Source organism: Neobacillus sp. NRS-1170, assembly GCF_050468025.1.
This window is the reverse complement of sequence record NZ_JBITPF010000065.1, coordinates 1-19,895: the sequence shown is the minus strand read 5'-3', so window position 1 is coordinate 19,895 and position 19,895 is coordinate 1. Positions and strand designations below refer to the sequence as shown.

19 protein-coding genes and 1 tRNA gene are annotated in these 19,895 nt (G+C 35.3%); 10 read left to right on the top strand and 10 right to left on the bottom strand.

Features of this window, described 5'->3' with window-relative positions; translation table 11 throughout:
* Positions 1-38 precede the first annotated feature (38 nt).
* The 4 genes from ACIFOT_RS24020 to istB all read left to right on the top strand — a co-directional run bounded on the left by ACIFOT_RS24020 (position 39) and on the right by istB (position 3,438).
* A tRNA-Met gene (locus ACIFOT_RS24020) sits at positions 39-112 on the top strand.
* Positions 113-537: 425 nt separating this feature from the next.
* Positions 538-738 carry a cold-shock protein gene (locus tag ACIFOT_RS24015; protein ID WP_198313891.1) on the top strand — a complete coding sequence of 67 codons (201 nt, stop codon included), beginning with the start codon at positions 538-540 and terminating at the stop codon, positions 736-738.
* 664 nt (positions 739-1,402) lie between these two features.
* Entirely contained in the window at positions 1,403-2,689 is a 1,287-nt protein-coding gene (gene istA, locus ACIFOT_RS24010; protein WP_430068825.1) for an IS21 family transposase, read from the top strand.
* The gene (gene istB / locus ACIFOT_RS24005; RefSeq protein ID WP_430068822.1) at positions 2,686-3,438 is read left to right on the top strand and encodes an IS21-like element helper ATPase IstB; all 753 of its coding nucleotides are present in this window, start codon (positions 2,686-2,688) and stop codon (positions 3,436-3,438) included. Before istA ends, istB begins: the two co-directional genes overlap by 4 nt.
* A 519-nt stretch (positions 3,439-3,957) precedes the next feature.
* Here istB and ACIFOT_RS24000 read toward each other — a convergent pair.
* Positions 3,958-5,142: a tyrosine-type recombinase/integrase gene (locus tag ACIFOT_RS24000; RefSeq protein ID WP_430068819.1), complete on the bottom strand. Its 1,185-nt coding sequence runs from the start codon at positions 5,140-5,142 to the stop codon at positions 3,958-3,960.
* A 351-nt stretch (positions 5,143-5,493) separates the two neighbouring features.
* Here ACIFOT_RS24000 and ACIFOT_RS23995 point away from each other — a divergent pair, with 351 nt between their 5' ends.
* Positions 5,494-6,504 (top strand): helix-turn-helix domain-containing protein, encoded by a 1,011-nt coding sequence (locus tag ACIFOT_RS23995; protein ID WP_430068816.1) that lies wholly within the window; start codon positions 5,494-5,496, stop codon positions 6,502-6,504.
* A gap of 530 nt (positions 6,505-7,034) precedes the next feature.
* Here ACIFOT_RS23995 and ACIFOT_RS23990 read toward each other — a convergent pair.
* The 3 genes from ACIFOT_RS23990 to ACIFOT_RS23980 all read right to left on the bottom strand — a co-directional run bounded on the left by ACIFOT_RS23990 (position 7,035) and on the right by ACIFOT_RS23980 (position 9,554).
* On the bottom strand, positions 7,035-8,153 hold the full coding sequence (locus ACIFOT_RS23990) for a tyrosine-type recombinase/integrase (protein WP_430068814.1): 1,119 nt from the start codon (positions 8,151-8,153) through the stop codon (positions 7,035-7,037).
* Positions 8,154-8,348: 195 nt separating this feature from the next.
* A complete protein-coding gene (locus ACIFOT_RS23985) occupies positions 8,349-8,540 on the bottom strand; it encodes a helix-turn-helix domain-containing protein (protein WP_430068811.1) in 192 nt (63 codons plus the stop codon).
* Between the two features lie 672 nt (positions 8,541-9,212).
* A complete protein-coding gene (locus ACIFOT_RS23980) occupies positions 9,213-9,554 on the bottom strand; it encodes a helix-turn-helix domain-containing protein (RefSeq protein ID WP_430068809.1) in 342 nt (113 codons plus the stop codon).
* A 171-nt stretch (positions 9,555-9,725) separates the two neighbouring features.
* Between ACIFOT_RS23980 and ACIFOT_RS23975 the strand changes: the two genes are divergently transcribed.
* Positions 9,726-10,259: an ankyrin repeat domain-containing protein gene (locus ACIFOT_RS23975; RefSeq protein ID WP_430068806.1), complete on the top strand. Its 534-nt coding sequence runs from the start codon at positions 9,726-9,728 to the stop codon at positions 10,257-10,259.
* Between the two features lie 499 nt (positions 10,260-10,758).
* Here the strand turns inward: ACIFOT_RS23975 and ACIFOT_RS23970 are convergent, their stop codons facing one another.
* Positions 10,759-10,938, bottom strand: a complete 180-nt coding sequence (locus tag ACIFOT_RS23970) for a hypothetical protein (RefSeq protein WP_430068803.1) — start codon at positions 10,936-10,938, stop codon at positions 10,759-10,761.
* Positions 10,939-11,001: 63 nt separating this feature from the next.
* The gene (locus ACIFOT_RS23965) at positions 11,002-11,826 is read right to left on the bottom strand and encodes a hypothetical protein (RefSeq protein ID WP_430068801.1); all 825 of its coding nucleotides are present in this window, start codon (positions 11,824-11,826) and stop codon (positions 11,002-11,004) included.
* Positions 11,827-12,177: 351 nt separating this feature from the next.
* Here ACIFOT_RS23965 and ACIFOT_RS23960 point away from each other — a divergent pair, with 351 nt between their 5' ends.
* The 4 genes from ACIFOT_RS23960 to ACIFOT_RS23945 all read left to right on the top strand — a co-directional run bounded on the left by ACIFOT_RS23960 (position 12,178) and on the right by ACIFOT_RS23945 (position 15,239).
* Complete coding sequence (locus tag ACIFOT_RS23960) at positions 12,178-12,612, top strand: hypothetical protein (RefSeq protein WP_430068799.1); 435 nt, start codon at positions 12,178-12,180, stop codon at positions 12,610-12,612.
* Positions 12,613-12,812: 200 nt separating this feature from the next.
* Positions 12,813-12,962 (top strand): hypothetical protein, encoded by a 150-nt coding sequence (locus tag ACIFOT_RS23955; protein ID WP_430068796.1) that lies wholly within the window; start codon positions 12,813-12,815, stop codon positions 12,960-12,962.
* Between the two features lie 490 nt (positions 12,963-13,452).
* On the top strand, positions 13,453-14,145 hold the full coding sequence (locus ACIFOT_RS23950; protein ID WP_430068793.1) for an RNase H1/viroplasmin domain-containing protein: 693 nt from the start codon (positions 13,453-13,455) through the stop codon (positions 14,143-14,145).
* A gap of 899 nt (positions 14,146-15,044) precedes the next feature.
* On the top strand, positions 15,045-15,239 hold the full coding sequence (locus tag ACIFOT_RS23945) for a hypothetical protein (protein WP_430068790.1): 195 nt from the start codon (positions 15,045-15,047) through the stop codon (positions 15,237-15,239).
* Positions 15,240-15,483: 244 nt separating this feature from the next.
* Here the strand turns inward: ACIFOT_RS23945 and ACIFOT_RS23940 are convergent, their stop codons facing one another.
* The 4 genes from ACIFOT_RS23940 to ACIFOT_RS23925 are packed head-to-tail and all read right to left on the bottom strand — an operon-like array spanning position 15,484 to position 18,564.
* Positions 15,484-16,404, bottom strand: coding sequence for a CBASS oligonucleotide cyclase (locus ACIFOT_RS23940; protein WP_430068787.1), 921 nt, complete (start codon positions 16,402-16,404; stop codon positions 15,484-15,486).
* 13 nt (positions 16,405-16,417) lie between these two features.
* Complete coding sequence (locus ACIFOT_RS23935; RefSeq protein WP_430068785.1) at positions 16,418-17,395, bottom strand: hypothetical protein; 978 nt, start codon at positions 17,393-17,395, stop codon at positions 16,418-16,420.
* Positions 17,361-17,954, bottom strand: a complete 594-nt coding sequence (locus ACIFOT_RS23930; RefSeq protein ID WP_430068782.1) for a 7-cyano-7-deazaguanine synthase — start codon at positions 17,952-17,954, stop codon at positions 17,361-17,363. Before ACIFOT_RS23930 ends, ACIFOT_RS23935 begins: the two co-directional genes overlap by 35 nt.
* Positions 17,947-18,564 (bottom strand): hypothetical protein, encoded by a 618-nt coding sequence (locus ACIFOT_RS23925; protein ID WP_430068781.1) that lies wholly within the window; start codon positions 18,562-18,564, stop codon positions 17,947-17,949. Before ACIFOT_RS23925 ends, ACIFOT_RS23930 begins: the two co-directional genes overlap by 8 nt.
* Between the last annotated feature and the right edge of the window lie 1,331 nt (positions 18,565-19,895).

Genomic DNA, 19,895 nt, shown 5'->3' with positions numbered 1-19,895 from the left:
GGACGTTGCCAGGCTGTTTTAAGTTAAGTTTTTATCGTCGCGGGGTGGAGCAGTCTGGTAGCTCGTCGGGCTCATAACCCGAAGGTCGCAGGTTCAAATCCTGCCTCCGCAATCAATTAACTTAAATATAATAACTATATAAAAATACGATATAAAGAAGGCGGTCAGTCTATACTGACTTGCCTTTTTCTATATAATGAATTATTAATAAACGAGGCAAGTTATCCTCGTCTTCCGCCTCAACCACACTGTTTCGATATTTGAAATGATTTTAATTGCAGGTGTTTGGCATATTTTTAAGGCAAAAAAGTAAAAAAATAAAAAAAATGAAATTTATTAAGAAGTTTTATAAAGTGTGGCTGAAAAGTCACTGAACAAGAGTATCCTTGCAAATACTTACAAAAAATGTTATTATTAATATTGAATTATTTTTGTTCGGTGTAAAGGATTGTATTAGTAAAACTTTTCGTCTTGATGATCACTGAGAGCAAGGATAGTAATACATTGTGTGTAGATACACACTGGGAGGCAACAAAAATGGAAAAAGGTAAAGTAAAATGGTTTAACGGCGAAAAAGGCTTCGGATTCATCGAACGTGAAGGTGGAGAAGACGTATTCGTTCATTTCTCAGCGATTCAAGGCGAAGGGTACAAAACATTAGAAGAAGGTCAAGAAGTGACTTTTGACCTTGAAAAAGGTCAACGTGGACCTCAAGCAGCTAACGTACACAAAGCTTAATTATAGAATCCTTTAAACAGGCTCTTATTTTAGAGTCTGTTTTTTATTTTTCTTAAAAACAAAAAAACCCACTCACGAAGAGTAGGGAACATGAAAACAGAGTATTTCAAATGGTAAGCTCAGTGTAGCATACTTGTAGTAGATTTCCTAATTTAATGAGAGTTGATGAGAGACTGCTTTGTTTTGTTCCTTAAATATTCACAATTATTCTTATAAAACGTTTTCGATTTAAAATATGAATTATCCGTTTAAATATCTGGGAAGTGTTTATTTATAAGGCATTTTTGGAAGCCTACACACAAGAAGTACTTAGAGAAGTAGATTACAAAAATACAGAGATCATCGACAGTTTAATTGAATCATCATAATAGTATGTTGGAACGGAACTCGTTTCGTTTATTCTTGACAATCATGTTCTTTAAAACATCTTTAGTTAAAAAACAATAATAAAGCCATTCTCATTCGATAGGGGATTACAAACTACTCAATTCTCTTTAAGCTCATTCTTTTATCAATTTTCATTATAATATTTTCGTAAATTTCTGCTTGTTCACCTGTACACCGATCATTTTTAGAAATGCTATTTTAAATATGTTCAATACCGCTTGAATAAATATGTACAAATTTGCTTTCATTTTACATACTAGTCATGGGGTGACTAGCTATGTATCTATCATTAAAGATCGATGTTGATTTTGAGATTAAGAGTCTTTTTGACTTACCAAAATTCAAGCAGCTAATGGAGCATATGAAAATGAAAATTAATAAGAGTAAATTGGCAGAGGAATTAGGGGTTGACCGCCGAACCGTTGATAAATATTTAAACGGTTTTGTCCCTAAGAGGACGAGAAAGAAATCTTCAAAGATTGATGAATACTATGAAGTAATCGCAGCCCTTTTATCAGAGGATTCCAAGCAGGTGTTTTATTATCGTCGAGTGCTTTGGCAGTACTTAAAAGATAACCATGGACTGGAGTGCGGCGCTTCGACCTTTCGTGCCTATATTGCACGTATTCCTGAGTTTAATGCCTACTTTGTAGAGGACAAGCGCATTGCTTCTCCAAAAGGGACGATTCGTTATGAAACTTCACCAGGCAAACAGGCTCAATTAGATTGGAAGGAAAACATTCTGTATGAGACAAAAGAGGGAGAAAAGGTCGAGATAAATGTGGCTGCACTCATTCTTTCTGCCTCAAGAGTACGAACCTTTTATATGAGCATATCCAAATCTCAAAGTACTCTATTTTCTTTTTTAACCGAAGCTTTTGAAGCATTTGGAGGTGTTCCTTCGGAACTCCTTACGGATAATATGAAAACAGTCATGGATGAAGCAAGAACGGAACATTCTCCAGGCAAAGTGAATGCAAAGATTGAACAGTTTGCCAAAGATTTTGGCTTTAAAGTAAGAGCCTGTATTGCTGGACGGCCAAGAACAAAAGGAAAAATAGAGACCACAATGAAACTGTTAGATGAAATACATGCCTATCAGGGCCAATTCACATTAGAGGAGTTGCATCAGTTTATACAGGATTTAGCCAATCGGGTGAATCACCAGATCCATCAGGGGACGGGAAAAATTCCGATTATGGAAATTAAAAAAGAAAGGAACCACTTACTCCAGCTACCAACTGAAAAAGTAAGAGATTCCTATCGAATCAAGCATACACTTGTAAAAGTCAATGCATCCAACATGATTTCCTACAAATCAAACCAGTACTCTGTACCACCAGAATACCAGGGAAAGAAAGTAAGCTTACAGGTGTATGATGACCATTTGTGGATTTATTATAACATGAAACTCATTGCACAACATCCAATTAGTAAAGCTAAGCTCAATTATCATGAGGCTCATTATAAATCAGCTTTGGCTGTTTCAGCCCCTCACTATCCTGAAATTGATGATTGGGCTAAGAAAAATCTAGAAACGATTGGAGAGGTGTATAAGTCATGACTACTAATTATCAGCAGTTATTAAGGAACCTGGAGTATTTAAAACTAAAGCAAATGACCATACATTTAAATGAAGTCGTCGATTTTGGAGTAAAGAACCAAATGTCATTTATTGATACGCTAATTAAATTAACCAATTATGAAATTGATTTACGGGAACAAAATATGACTCAATCAATGGTAAAGGTCGCTGCTTTTCCACACCTGAAAGAAATAAAGGACTTTGATTTTTCATTCCAAACATCCATCAATCAACAGCAGATTATGGATTTTCTAACATTCCGTTTTATTGATCAGAACGAGAATATTGTTTTCTTAGGACCAAGTGGCGTTGGCAAAACCCACTTGGCCACTGCCATAGGAATTGCCGCGGCGAAGAAACGGACAAGCACCTATTTCATTAAGTGCCATGATTTAATCCAGAATTTAAGACGGGCGCGACTGGAGAACCGTCTTCAGGATCGGTTAAAGCATTACACAAAATATAAACTATTGATCATTGATGAGATCGGTTATTTACCCATTGATCACGAAGATGCCAAGCTGTTTTTCCAACTAATTGATATGAGATATGAGAAAAGAAGTACCATCTTAACCACCAATGTAAATTTTAAAGCGTGGGATGAAATTTTCCAGGAGCCTAAGCTGGCAAATGCGATCTTAGACCGTATTTTACACCATGCGACAGTAGTAACCATGGTCGGAGATTCCTATCGCTTGAAGGATCATTTTGTGAAGGAAAACGAGTGAATTTGTACATCGTTAAACGAGCAAAAGTGTACATATTTGTGTTGACATTTATACATTTTTACTTTTATTAAGTAGCCTTTTTAATTGTTCCATTTCTTTTTCAGTTAAATTAATTTGCATTTGGTTTTCCTCCCTTATATGTAATTATCACCTCAAACAATCATATGAGGAGGAAAAAAATATAGTACGTACAAACTTTTTTACTTTTAAACCATTAGAATAGCCCTTCTCATAATCGAGAGGGGCTTACCTCTACATTAACAAGATTAAACTTTAACGGATAGGCTCTTCCTCAGTACAGTGAACTGCTGGGAGGCCTTTTCGTCCATGTTGGCTGAGAGGAGAATGTTTTAGGTTTGGCTACATACGTGTTTTCTGCATTTGATCAAAATGTAGATAGTCAAAAGAAGCAGCTTGAAGAATTTGTATGTGATCGTAGTTTCTTTGAAAAATTAACCGGTTCAAAACGGAACCGGCTAAAGTTGGAATCTTTTCTATCACCAAAATTGGTAATCTTTTTTAATATTTCTTCTCATCAATGTACTGTGCTGCGTCATTTTCCTTTTTCATGATTTCCTTCAAATAAATTTCCGTGGTTGTTACTTTCTTATGCCCTAATGTATTTTGGATAAACAAGAGAGGGGCTCCACTTCGATGGGCTTCCTGGGCAAAATAGTGACGAAACCAATGGGGTGTCACATTTCCTTTTTTATATTTTATAAAGTCAAAATGGGTTTGCTTAATAATATTGGTAACATATTTAGATAAATCCCTAAAATCGTAAGCGTTTCCCCGATTTGTGGTAAACAATGGAGTCTCATCAGTTGGATCTAGATGTGGAGAAAGCCGTTTTCTTACCCTCAACGTTTGGAGTCGCTCGAATACCAGTTTCTTGATCAACGTATGTCGGATTTCATCCCTTTTCCCTTGGACCCTAAGAAAATATTCTCTTATTCCGGAATCGTAGTAAAGGTCGCACCAACGGCTTTGGGCAATCTCCTGTATTCTGAGTCCAGTGGTGGCCAAAAGGGTCAACAACCCCCAATTAAACGGGTGATTTCGATAATAGTCGATTAACGCCTTCACTTCCTCATAAGACAGGTCTCGATCCGGCCGATCTTTCATGCGCACTTCATTGTTCAGAAAAGCCGTGTGTAAAGGGATTTTTATGTATTCTACTTCATGCAGCCACTTCAAAAAACTCTTGATGACAACAATCTTTCTGGCCATGGTGGCGATGCCGTACCCGATTTTCCCGTTTCGCAGGGGAACCTCTTTTTTCAGCCATTCCTGATACCGCCTCACATGACGCCGATCCAGATTCTTTAGTAAGGAACCTTCGGTAAATGCCACTACATCCTCTTTGAAAAATTCTTCATGAGACACCAACATTCCATAAAACTGAAGCAGATCCCGGATGTACTCCTTTTTTGTTTCTTCCTTTTTATTGTATTCCTCTTGGATATGGGACGGTTTATGAACGAAAGTATACATCATCATTTCATCCGTAAAGTTTTTATATAAATATTGTTTATGTTTTTCATTGTAATCGATGAATGATTCCAAATCAGAAACATAAGAAGGATTGTTTAAAAACTGTTGTGCTAAATCAATTTTATCTGATGTAGGCATCTCTAAATCGCTGATTTTTTTGTTAATAAGTAAATTATTAATATGTATTCGATTACTATTTTCCATCATCATTACCTCTTTAAAATTTAATACAAAAATAACCAATATTTATTTTTATTATATCATGCCAGTATTGGTATATCTTAAAAGAAATATATAGATTGATAAGATAAGTTCCTAAAAATCGTCCATTTTTAGGTATTTAACATGACTTTTATATAATAAAGGAAAATATACATAAACAGTCATTAAAGAAAAATAAAATACAATAAAATAGATTATTTATTTTTAAATTGAAATTAAATTAAATTTAAGAGTTAAATTACCTATTTAATCATAATATGTTTACCTACATATTATTTTTATTTATTATTGTTTCAATTATTTTACAATGATAGAATAGTATAAAAGATAGAAAAAAGGATGATGATGATGCAATATACCGATTTGGGACTGACAACTAAAGAAGTAGCAGAAACATTAGGAGTCACGGAACAAACCATATACAACTACGTCAAAGAGGGGAGGATCACTCCTTGGAATAAAGAGACATGGAAAATGGACGGGACGTATTTGTTCCATGCGGAAGAAGTGGAAAGGGTCGAGAAGGAGCAGAAAAAGCCAGGATTCACTACGAAAGAGATCGTTGCATATTTGGAAGGATTCAATATGAAGGTTTCACCTTCCACCGTCATCAGTAAGATGAAATCCGGGGAACTTCCGGCCGTCATGAAGCCGTACCGAAACATTGATACGTTCTTTGTGAAAAAAGAAGATCTGGACGCAAACCTCCATCTGTTCAACCGGGTGAAAGGAAGAGAGAAATTCTTTGATAAGAAAACAGGGTATTTTTTATTCCAGCCATTCGAGAACAGGGATACTGGTGAATTTGCGCGGATCATGGAGTGGAATGGAGTCGGGAATGGCAAGGTCTTGACCAACCGGGAGAGGGAGCTATTGATCGAAGATTTACAGCAGCAGGGGTTCGAACCTATCATTGAATTGGACGAGGAGATTATCAATAACAAAAAAGGATCCGTCATGTTGAAATTGATCAAACCGAAAAAGGTAAAATCGATGACATTTGATTTAATTGATCAATTCTATCGGATTGCTGGCCCTACTAACATGAAGCTGGAAGTTTTTGATGGCGAAATTAAGATCGAGATGAAACCCGTTCTCCTTCCGTTCTATAAAGCCGAACATCGAGATGAACTAGACTTGTTGAAAAATAGCCTTATAGAAGGAAAAATGATCTGCAGGCCAAATGGTGTCGTTCTAGATAGCGATTTGGTTTCCTTTGTGGCTTATGGGTCCACTCAATTAAAAGATCAGGTAAAGGAGTATGCGGATCTTGAAGGGTTGACACAGGAAGAGTTTATCATACAAAGTTTGAAAGTTGCTGTTCAGAGGAGAAAAGAGAAACAAAATTAACACCCCATATGTTCAGGTATACATTTTGTAGATGAATGTTAAAATCCGCAATTAATGACATTGAAACGTAAAGTGACTCGCCGGTCGAAGTACTATTTCGACTTTACAGTAAGATATTTAAGGGATGCTTAAAGTTAGCCAATGCTGTGGAAGCTTTACCGAAAATTTATTTTTTTGAATGTAAGGTGTAGGGGATATTGAATATTTTTGTCATGTTTCTTCTTATTAATATATCGGTGGAGATTCAATTAGGAATTTAAAATAATTATATTGAGGAGTGGCATCAATTTCATTACTATTTTCACTGAAGTTAACCGAGAACTCCGGGGTACTGGTATCCTCCACAGTCTTCAAAACTGCTTGAGACCTGCGTGCCAGGTCTGGTGGGTTCGATTCCCACGCAGTCCCGCCAACTCAATAATAACAAGGATTCTAACAAATTCTTTTTGATCATAGACCAGAGGACACTAGGTCTTTTTTTATTGGTTGGTGCCCAAATGGTGCCATTCACAATTTGGTGCCAATGTTTTTTATTCCAGCAATCCATTTAAGTGTTCTACGGCGATTCCTTCAATGGAGTCTGTTACGTGAGAATAGGTATCCAATGTCACTTGAATTTTGGAGTGTCCTAATCGCTCGCTGACTACTTTGGAAGGAACATTTTCCTTAAGCAGCATGGTCGCATGGGAATGCCGCAGATCATGGAACCGGATGTCTGGAAGATTAGCAGCCTTTAACGCTCTCTTAAATGCTCTTGTTAATTCAGAGGGTATCATGATATTTCCTTTGGAGTTACAAAAGACGAGATTATGGGGATTAAATGTTTCTCCAAGAATTTTCCTTCGATGATCATGCTCTTCTTTTAGTTTAACCATTAACTTTGTCAGTTCGATAGTTAACCTTATTCCTCTAGGTCTCTCATTTTTGGGAATTGGATTGAAGAAATATTTTCCATTTGCTTCGGTAATAGTTTGCCTGATATAGAACTTCTCAGCTTTAAAATCCACGTTTTCCCAGGTCAATCCCATTAATTCGCTTTTCCTCATACCGGTGTGAGCTGCGGCATAGATTACGGGAAAATACACCGGTGTTTTTTCCTTAGCGATTTTCAGCAATACATTCAGCTGTTCGGCACTATGAGTCTTCATTTCTCGTTTGCCTGGTTTAGGTGGTTTTGCCCCTTTTGCCACGTTTTTGCTAATAAATTCCCAATCAATCGCGTCATTTAAAGCTTTCGAGAGGACACGATGGTGATGTGTCACTGATTGAGCGGACAAAACTTCTAATTTTTCTTTATAGTAGTTTTGAAGCTGAGTGCTCTTAAGTTCAATCAGCATGATGTGTCCTAAAGATGGTTGAAGATGGGTTTTGATAATCTTCTCATATTCGACGATAGTTTTAGGCTTTAGGTTTGTCCTTACATAGTTTTCAATCCAATAATCTAAGTAAGCCCCTAATGCCAATTTTTCTTTATTTAAAGAATATCCACTTTTTAGTTCGAGCATCAGCTCTGCCATAGCTGATTTGGCCTCACTCATTTTCTTAAAGCCTCTTCTCTTTATTCTTTTACGATTGCCATTTGCATCTTTACCTGCTTCTAAAACAAAATAATATGTTCCATTCTTATCTTTTTTCGGGTAACCAGCCATTCTATTCTCCTCCACTTAGGAGACACCAAGCATATCTGCACCTAATTGTATAATAATTGGATATTAGGATATTGGCAAATATAGATGGTGTCCTTTTGCTTTTATTTAAACTGATTTATTATGGCCCAAATAACAGCAAGCATTTTGCGATATGTACTGCTATAAAGCTTCTAATAGAAAGCTTTGTTTATTTTTTTATGTCGAAAAATCATTGCCTTCAAACCAAGACAGGAATGATTTTTTTGAGATAAGGATACGTTTCCCAACAGTAACTGCATGGAATACGTTGGACTTAGCTAACTTGTAGGCCTGGCTCCTGCCAATTCCAAGAAAAGTTTGGATGTCCTTTACTTCTAATACATCCGGTAATTCAAAAATCGTTTTCAAGTTATTTTCCTCCTGATCAATAGGAGCCTATTTATGAGATATCAAACCATTAAAGGCTCCCTTTATAAGACTAATCCAACCTTTTCATTTATAAATTGCAAGACCTTTTAAGAAAAAAATAAACTTTTTTTATAATGAATCTGCAACAGGATTTATATGTGACTGCGGTAAATCAGGGCGACATCCAGGTCTTGGTCTTTTATGCCGGAAGTTTACGATGGGACACAGATTTTCGAGGTAAGGACAGGGAACCTAAAGACGTTAATCTATGCATATGGAACCTAGGGAATTTGAATAACGCATACGCTTTAAGATGGAGTATAACTGTCGGGTAAACCTGAGGTATGGGTTCACGAAGCAATATACTGGCCGGTTTATTACTGGCCTCGATTATGCATCAGCTTCGTATTGGGTAAAAACCTGGAGAATTCGAGCGGACGGCTAAATGGGGAGTAATAGCTACGGTGATTTATGGCTTATTTATCATCAAATAAAAAAGCGATTCCAATTTGGAGTCGCTTTTTTAGAGCCCGTCTCAGGCATGAGATTGGCTCTGTAGAGATTTAAGTTAGTTGTAAGTATTTAAGGTGTAGAGTTGAACATGTGCAACTTAAATTGATTTTATTAAACCTTCATTCATCTCTTTTATTATTACTTTCTGGTACAGCAACTTTAATCAATATCATGAAGGTCCATAATTAATTTTATTATTTCCAGAATTTTTTTTTGCTGCGTCGAACTTTGATTCCCCAATAACCGAATAATTTCTACTAGAATAGTATTTTGCGATTCGTCTTTAGGGTCAATAACACTAAAAAATTCTTCAAGTGAAACATTTAATGAATTGGTGATTTTTATAAGATTGTCAATACTAAATGTCATTTCTCCTCTTTCTATTCTACCTATTGAAGTGGGATGAAGAGAGGCTTTAAAAGCTAGTTCTTCTTGACTTAACTTGATTGCTTTCCGTAACGTCCGAATGCGGTCGCCGATTAACGTTGATAGTTCTATCATTCAAACAACCCCTTTAGGGTTAGTAAAACTTAATCTCTATCTTTTTTGAATAGCACATATGATTAAATTATAGTAAAATAAATCGTATATGATTTATGTGTTTTAAATAAGTCTGAATTCAATTTAATTTAAATGCATGATTTGGATAAAAAATTTATTATGGAGGTTAAAATGATAAAAGTGGGCAAGCCGGATTGTATTTTAATGAAAGAATGGATCGAAATTTCCAATAGAAAACTAGCCAGTGCTATTTTAGATTTGGATGTAGAGGGTGTAAAGAAAGCTCTTCTTGATGATGCCGACCCAAATAATAATATAAACGATACAAGTAATTGTGAAGAACCGATTCTGATATTGGCAATTGTCGGCGATTACAAAATAAAACCAAGGTTTTCAGAGATTAATCGGGTAGAGATTGTAAAGTTATTATTACAAGCTGGTGCCAATCCGAAAGCAAAGGACTACTATCACGGCGTACCTGCTTTATTTTTAGCCTGTGATAATTACCCTATTGCCAAATTATTACTTGAATATGGCGCGGATCCTAATGAAATAGTCACAATTGATGGAAATTCGACTCTTTATTGTATGCATGATTACCGAGAAAAAATTAAGTTTTTAAGAAGAGATCAACGGGAATTGTGGGCTGTGATTCGACTTTGTGAAAAGTTTGGTGGAGAGGTTTTTTTTCGGAGGATAGATTAATCTTATACAAAGTCAGAAAAGTGTAGGTCATGACGGGTAACACAAAAAGGATTAGTCTTAAACTAATCCTCTTTAAACAGAGTCTTTTCAATGGTGCAATGCTTTTCTTTCCTGACTTGAGACCCAATAGGGATAAAAATATGAAATTTTTTTGAGGGGGAAGTAGTTTATTAGAGAAATATTCTACTAGTCTTTCGGTGCCTACCCCATTGCCACAGACTAAAGGTAAAAAGCACTGAAGTCATTTATCTTCAGGAAGTGGCTGTAGGTTCCTTTTTACACGTTGTTTTTCTTTGGTGCGCCGGATGGATTCGAACTCCTTAGTTAGCCACTTGGGTTCCGATTAAAATCCCTTTGTTAGTTCCTTAAAATTGAGTTTGTCGTGGTCAATCCTAGTCATCTGTGTTGCCTCCTAAAAATCCCTTTTTTATTTTTTGTAACGTAACCATAAGGGGAGTTGATTACAACATTTATTTTGATAAATAAAAAGGACTGGCTGCTATGCCAATCCTAGTTTCTTATTAAGCTTTATATTTGCTTTCGATTTATCAATTCTTTCCGTTACCCGCTGGCGGACGTAGTTCATGTCACCGGTACTGATGAAATCTTCTTTTGCCAACCTAGCCCATTCAAGGAATTCCGGTTCCAGTTGATATATTGTTCGCGCTTGTCGTGTCATATTTGTTTCCTCCTAGTCATTTTATACACTTAACGTAAGCTGTTGGTACAAGTAAAACAACAATTAGCTGGCGAATAGATCCTCTAACATTTTTTCACTGGCAGCTTGTTTCTTTTTAGCTTCTTCCTCTTTTCTATGTTTCACTAATTGTCTATAAACTTCATGCTTATCGAATAGGTCTTGTCTCACTTGCTCCAAATTGAATGTAACAAGGAAGGTTTGTCTCGCCGCAGCTACATCCTTGTGAAATTGTTGATCTAGCTGGACCATTTTAACCGTGCGATAGTATACAGCTCCTACAAGCCTTGGTATCTTATTGAAATAGAATTCACTTCTAAACTTGCGGAACAATTCCTCATCAATGCCTTTGTGTCTCTCGTGCCATTCTTTCCACAAACCTCTGATTCTCGCATCGATACTTAAAGCTTCATCACCTGAAAGCCACCCTTTATTTTCATCTTTAATGACTCTATGGGATTTGTGATTGTTGCTTTTATTCAGCATCCCGATACTTTTCAAATATTCCTTGATACGGCAAAAGGTGTTTTCAACTGCTTTTGCGGTAGTAATGTGTTTGTCTGCTAATACATCGTAAAATTCGATATGAAACATGACTAAACCGTTTATGATATTCCCGTGAGTTAAAATGTCCACGATGTCAACCATAAGGTCTGACTGCTTTACGTTCGGGATAGCTAGTGTTATCCAAAATGAATCTGGAATGTTAAATGAATAGGTTTTATCCTTTCCTCTACCATTGACGGTGACATTTTCCATCCCCATTGATTCCAGTTTACTGATGATCTCTGCTTTTCCCTTCTTCTGGATGTATCCCGGTTTCCATCCTGTGAAATATAGTAGTTTTTCGTGGTCCAATGTAATTTTCATTGATGTTGACTCCTATCGTTTTATTTGATATCGAAAACGTACGCATTTGAAATATTACAGTCAACAAAAAAATCCCCCTAAGTTTGAGGTTTTTGTTTTTATTATTTAAAAGAGAAACCTCAAAAAAAGGGGGGATGATCATACACATAATTGCTCCGACAGTTGCTTTGTGATTGTGTTCATTTTTGAAAAGTGAATGCCAGTGTTCGGCGAAGAGCTTTAATCCCAGGTTATTAGCATAGATTAGCCTTCGGCTGGCGATATAGGGATGAGTATGAAAAAGCTAAATTACTCTTGATTCCGAAGTACCAAATGGTTACTTTTCCAACAATAAGAAACGGAGGAGTAACTATGGCAACTACACATGGATTATCAAAAACTAGACTTCATAGTATCTGGAGGAAGATGAAAGACCGGTGCAACAACCCAAATGCTTCGAACTACGCAAATTATGGATGGCGTGACATTACAGTGTGTGACGAATGGAATTCCGATTTCATGGTCTTTTTTATTTGGGCCAATGAAAATGGATATTGTGACAATCTGTCCCTTGAACGGATCGATGTAAACGGCAATTACAATCCATCAAACTGCAAATGGATAAATAAGAGTGCACAATCCCGTAATAAGCGGTCTACAGTATATGCAGATATTAATGGAATTCAAAAACCGCTTATTGAATGGGCTGAACTAAATGGCATTTGCTATAAAACAATTCATACAAGGTGGTACCGGGGGCTTCGAGGTTATGAGCTTATTGAACCATTAAAAAGCCGGATCAATTAATAAAATGCTGTAATCCCTAAAGGATTGCAGCATTTTTAATTAAGAAATGTTCATCAAAATCCAAAAAAATAAAAAGAATTTTCTTTTGCCTATTGATTTTTATGTATTGACTGCTTACATTCCTTTTAGGAATTTTGAATGTATTTGAAATAAGGGAGCACCGGCGTCAAAAATACATTCATACAAAAGGAGAGATAATAATGAATTTTCAAGAACTGTATTTGTTATTTAAACGGGTGAATCTTGAAGAGAAAAAAGAAGTGAAACTAAAAATGCTGGAAGCTACCGAACAATACCTGATAACAGAGGTAAAAAAAATGGAAACACATTTTCCACAGGAACAGCCATAGAAAAATTATTATTCACCTAGTTCAAATATTCAAATTAGAGTGATGCTAAAGTAGCTAATTTGATTTTAAAAGAGATAAACTTCTCAAGAAAAAATGATTGTTATTTAGTAATGAAAGAATTCTATAGGCCCACAGCTTTAAATTTTTTTAGCGAAATTTTTGCGAAAAAACCTGAATCTTGGACTCAACAAGAAAATGCTCCGGCTTTAGGGGAAGGGGAGAAAGAAAGTTCGAAATAGGTATCGGAAAACGAACAATCGTTGAGAGTAGTTGCTATGAGTGAAAGGGTAGTATTGGAAGTAGGCTAGTAGTTCAACTAATAACTTGTGGAAAATGTTTAACTGGCGCCATTCACTGGAGTCACTTTTTTACAGTAGGGGGTGTACCAAGCAATTCGTTTGACCAATTAAATTTGTATTTCCATTGCTGGGAGATACTTTATCTTAATATGAAACAAGAATCAATTCATAAAAGAAGGCAGGGAGATTAAATGAAAAATAGAATTTATGCTATTAAAAAAGGAAAAAAGCCTGGGATTTATAATGGTAATTGGAAACAGATTCAAAACCAATATATAAAAGGATTTTCAAATCCAGTATTTAAAAGGTGTGCAAGCATGGAAGAAGCGGAAGAATATATGAAGGCTCCCATTAGCGGTGGCCTTCAGAAAAGACAACAAAATAACAAGCCGGAACATCATGAGATGGAATTGATAAAGGATAACATCACCTACAGTGATAAGAACCCAAATCACCTTGCATTAAGGACGGTGTTACTGGTGATTACTGGACATCAAAAAATCCATGAAATGAATAAACCGGGCTCATATAGGTACCTTTTAATAGATGAACAAAAGGAAGTTAGTCTGCGCCTGGTAAATGTCTCTGGTTTATCTAATACTTCAGTCAATCGATCTATAATTCTTGGTATAATCAGAGCTGTAGGCCAATTGCAGAAAGCATGCCGCATTAAATTAATTTCAAATACAACTTTTGGCTATAAGAAAATGCTTGCAGAAAAGAAAAGTCCAAACAGCGATTTGTTAAAAGAGTTAAAACAACTTCTGCTAAATAAAGGACATGTTCTCGAAGTGAAAATAAATTATGCTGATATCTCTTATTGGTTTAATCGTTATAAAATGTATGAACCATTAAACCCCAATCGATATGTTTCCTTAAAGTAAGTTAAAAAGTTGGACGGAGGGAATGATATAAAATATAGGGGATTAAGTGAGACTAACATTAATTTGATCGCAACCAATATAAAAGGTTTCTTGTATTAACCTAAACACTCTCCAGGGGTATTTTTTCTTTATTAAAATGGAAATCTTGATGTGTTTTTGATTTGCTAATATCCCACTCTGGCACTAACGGTTGGCCTGCGATTTTTTTCAAGGAGGTAAAAAGCTATTGAAAAAACTTGAGGCCTTCGGCCATTTATTAAAAATCGATTAGCGTTAGCCGGTTGAAAAAAGTAAACAACATAATTGGAAAATCAAGTATAGTTAGCGCTATATACCCTTTTTCAAATCAATTTTAATTTGGTCTAGCAAAGGGCGGGGAGCTGATATTACTTGATTTAAAGGCTTTTCAACAATTGTTGTCTCTGTAATAAAAAAAAGTAACCACTATTAATATACTTGATTTTGGGTAAATTCGGTGAGAAAACAAAAAAAGGTAGTATTTTATACTTTTGTTTGTCAAGATGATACTTATTTGCTTTAATCAAACATCCTGTTTTACATTCCTTCGCTTTTATCTTACATAAAACTTGTTTTAGACGGTGTGGTGTTTTTGTACCCCAGTCTTGTTTAAAGAAAAAGGCTAATGCTGCAGAGGAGTTCGGTCTACGCCGTGAGTGGATCTGTACTCCCCTCGAAAACTCCATGTGCAGGTTTTCTCGTTTTCCTGCAGTGTTAGGATGTACAGGTTTTCCTTTATTCCCAGATGCCGTTCATTCTCCCATTGCTTACATGTTCTTTAATACGCAAAGAGATGTTCGATGTGATTTGGTAATAGTTCATCCCAACGGGCTTGTTCCAGTGATACAATGGAGGAAGAGAAATTTTAAAGGGGGAACGTAATGCTAACAAGAGCTAGTATTGAACCATCATGGGAAAAAGGAACCGGCGGTGAGACAATCTCGAGCGGGATATCCAAATCCTTCAGAGTTACTTTGGCCACGGGAGCCAGACAGCCCCAACCAACCAGTCCATCGCCGGTGGCCTTGAAAAATGGTATAGTTTTTGGTAGACCGAAATCTAATATTACGGAATAGTTTAAACATGTCTATGATCGGTGAAAATCAGGAGAGATGACAGCGGTGAAGGCAAATCAAGAAATAGGAATTAAAAAGACAACTTTTTATAGGTTAGTTAAGGAATACGAAACAAAATAAAAAAATATCAAATTATTATAATTTGAAATTAAAGAAAAAGCATTTGCTCAAAGGGGCAAAGGCTTTTTGACAATAGGACAATACTATATCATTTTTTCTTAATTTAAAATGGAATATTTCATATTCATTTTCTTTCTAGAATGTCTTTCCATGTATCCAGAGAGTTTGCTTGATCCATTTTTTTTAGTAACTGTTTAAATGTATTACTTGCCCGTTGACGCTCAGAGCTGTTTGAATTGCCTAAGTAAGTATCAACATGGACAGATTGACCAGTGCTATCAGTAATTGGTTTTAAGACTGCACTTTTAGCATGACGACAAAAATGTTCAATCATTCCTTTATATGTTTTTGGAGTATTCATTGGATTCTTAAAAGCATCTATAGCAAGGGATTCTAGGTGATATCCTGATAATTGTCTTTGTTTAGGTAAAGTAGCATTAATATTTTTCATTAACTTGATGAGTGGAACTACCTTATTATTATTAGTTTTATTAACATTTGTTAATTTCTCGGCAAATTTGCTTGGTTTTATTACATTACTCCATTTGTTCACTCCAGGTCGTGGAATACGATAACCTGTTTCAGTTTTGATGGTGGGAAGTAATTGAATTTCATGACCAGATGCGAACTTTACAGTTACAGCTAATTTTCCAATTTTTACATCTGTTTTAGGTAATCTCCTTTGTATCTGCTCTTTAAAGCGGTTTAAAGCTTCAATAGGACTTGCTTTCGCTAAATCGCTATTATTAATTTGGACCAACATATCAACATCGCTTATTCCTGTTGAATAAGTACTTTTAGTTATTGAACCACCAAACTTTAGGTCGACAAAGCCATCTATATCTTTTTCAAGAGCATTTTTAATTGTTTCTAAATGGCGATTAATTCCTTCAACATCACGATCATTTATTTCTTGAAAATAATCTTTAATAAGTTGGTTTATATCAGCTTCAAGTTTTTCTTGGTTTATCCTGTCTTGTTTTTCTTGTTCTAATTGACTAAGTGTTTTAGAGGGAATTTTATAACCTCCACCACTGCCTCCCATTTGTCTGCCTCCTTTACTCATAACTATTTATTATGCTTGCAAGAATACGTTTAATTTCTTGAATTTCTCTGGGTTTTAAATGTAGTTCTTCCCAGTCCAAGGATTTAGCAAATGCAATCAATTGATTTTTTAATTGTGATAGTACTTCTAGATTTTCTAGATATCCAATTATCTTTACTTCATTATCTGGCCTATCCCAGAGCCCATGATTTAATGCATGGTGATTTAGATAGGTTGGAATATAATCTTTAAAAGAGAATCGTAACCAAGATAAACCATCAAAAATATCAGCGCCGCATAAAAAATAAAGTATGATCGACAAAGGATCAATACACCCAAAAATATGAATAGGTGTAGCTAACCCTGATCCCGTTAAAGCTTTCCTGATTCTATAAATATTTGTCGCACGTTCATATATGGAATTTCCGAGTTCCTTTTCTGTAAACCCAACAACATCAAAAGAAAAAAGAAGATCAATACTTTGGATTAAATTATCCACATCTATAAAGAATCCATTATTAGAGGTAGGTTTACACAAAAAATCTGATGCGAAATCAGGATATTTCTGAAAATGGTTTTGTGCAAATTGAACTTGCTGATTAAGTGGATATCCTTCTTGATAATCATAATTAACCAATAATATATCAGTAAAAGGGTGTAGCATCCCAACTTGATTTTCATACAAACTTTCATTCCATTCCTTTGCTATGTATAAAGAATTGTAAATGTCAGAAATGTCATGTTCTTTATTTCTCTCATACCCCCCACTGTCTACAATTAAAATATCGGATTCATAAATTTGGTCGGGATCTAAGTAACCATAATGCAAGTCATACGAACTTATAAGGGACACCTCAGTTAGTTTTCCTTTTAGGTAGTTATGTAACTCTTTAACGTGAGGGAATCCTTTACTTGAAAATGATGGTACAAGAATAGGGGTATTATAATCTATTTTATTAATAGTTCGAATTTTGGCTAGGTACTGATTCATTTAATAACCTCCTATCAAAACATGAAGGACAACGTCCACAGGGGTCTATTTGTCCTGATTCACAGCTATAAGTTAACTGAATAGGAACTCGATTTTGAATAGCATACTCATAAACTAGACTTTTAGAATAATCAAGAAAAGGTGCTATTACTCTTGTAATTCCTCCAAAATAACCATCAAGAATAGTCTGGGTATCTCTGATAAAATCCGGAGAAGAATCATAAAAAGGGGTACCTGAATGTATACCTATAGAAATTAGTGATGTGGGCTTTTTTAAAAAACCACATCCAGCTAAAATAAAAAGACTGTTACGACAATAATATTCACCATTATTATCATATAGTTTAAACCCTAGTTCCTTATGATGTAGCTTTATATCGTAATGATCACTTATTTTTTTCGCAGATAAAAACTCTTGATTACAACTTTTTTGTCCGTAATCAAAAAAGACAGCTTCAACTTTTTCCCCTTGAGAGATATGATATTGCACTAATGCTGAAGAATCAATTCCTCCACTCAATAATATTAATACTGAACAAGCAGAATTTTCTTTAGTCATTTTGATTCTCCCTATTTCCATTTTGAGTATCATTTGGTGAAAAAAGTTGTCTTAATTTCATTTTAATAAGGAATAAGCTTATTGACATATGTGGAGTTTGTTCAAGTTTTTTACTGATTTCAATTTTTATGTATAGACGTTGTTTTTCTCTGAGGAATACTTTATCCGGGATTATAGGTGCACTTTCATTAATCGAACTATATTCAACTACTGCCTGATCTAAATCAGCTTGTGTGAGAGTTTCATAAGTTTCTAGTTTACTTGCTGTTCGTATAAAAGTAGTTAGTTGCTTTCCAATATTTTCATGAGTTGCAGCTTTTTGCCCTAACCCAAGATACTCCTCTAAAATGGTGATAATAAAAATTAAACCAGCAAATAGCCCAATAATTAATTTATAATTTCCATCAGTTAACCAAGGGAACCACGGGATAAAAGTACTGAATTCTGCAAACGTAAGGATGGCTGTTATAGAAGAACCGATTAAAGCAACAGTATGGAGAGCTTTGTGTAGTATATTTGCTTTTTTACTAATACTGAAATGCATTTGCCGATTTTGTTCAGCTTTTTTTTTTAAGTTTTTTATCTCTTGTTTTTTAATATCATGTGACATGAAAACACCTCATTTTAATTTCATACAAATTATACCATCGGAATCTGAGAAATTCTACCTATAACAAATTGTTTAATAATCTACTAATCATATATAGATTTATACTGAAAAATTAAGAGGTCTGTTAATAAACAGAAAGATATCTAAACAGCGACAAAGTACCCCACGATGACATTGTTCCGATACAAGAATGGATGATGTATTTTGGTAGAGCCCTTCCCTTCATATAAAAATAGCCCTAATGTATTTGATGAAACGTATGAAGGTAGTTTCGGAACTACGGAAAGGAGGTTCGGATTAAATCTAAGTATGGTCGGTGGGCTGATATAGTTTTCAAAAATTGTTGTTTTGAGGTTGCTCAAGGTTGAGGTCACCACCGACTTTCTATTATGATTAAACCGTAAAGGACGAACGAAAACTGTTACGGTAATTCACCGAAAACTATGTAATCGATTGATTGAACGTTGAAGTTGACGCTGATTATTCCGTATGATTGAGCGTATTATATAGATTCAGTCTTCAAAACTGTCCGTGTGGTGCGTGCAACCGGCGCGATTCCCAAGCAACACCGCAAAACTGAATATTATTAAGGATTCCTTTTACATAAATATCGAGCAATGCTTGGTCTTTTTTCGTAGCAATTATTTTTTCGTTGTAAAAAAGATACCGATAAACAAAGACAAATCACAACCAAGTGAATTATTAGGTAACTAATATATGCAGGTAAGGACATTTGCCTTCTAACTCGACGCCCTAATTGGGGTTATTTTTATTTATATTTTTCAAGGCGAATGCTATCTAATATCTAATACACTAGAAAACTTTCGGAGCCCACCGGGTCCTGGATTTGAAATGGTAAGTATTGATGCTGCTACTATATTAGAAGGAGATCCAATTGTAAGGTATATACAAAAAAACTCTGAAGGGGCTACATGACCTTATTTTGTTTATAGCAGGCGCACGATTCTAGAAAAATCTTAATCGAGCATTGGATTTATTATGAAAGATTGTGAATAATTGTACTTAAATGTAGTGTAGTGCTTTATTAAGTGAATAAGTAATTTTGACGTTATTTTCAAATATTGTTGAACCCCACTACTGGAAGTAAGTACAGGCAATTTATCACTTTACTTGGAGCCTCTGCGGGCATGATTTTGAGCCATGAAGCCAGATGTAATAAAGGATTCTGGCTCGCCAAAACAGGCTACCATGCCCGCCTCTCCAAATAAAGTGCACGTTTCTACATGTATTTCATCTTATACATGAAAAGCTTTGATTTAACCATTTTTCTTTGATAAGCACTACAGAAACTAACGGGGCAGCATTCCTGT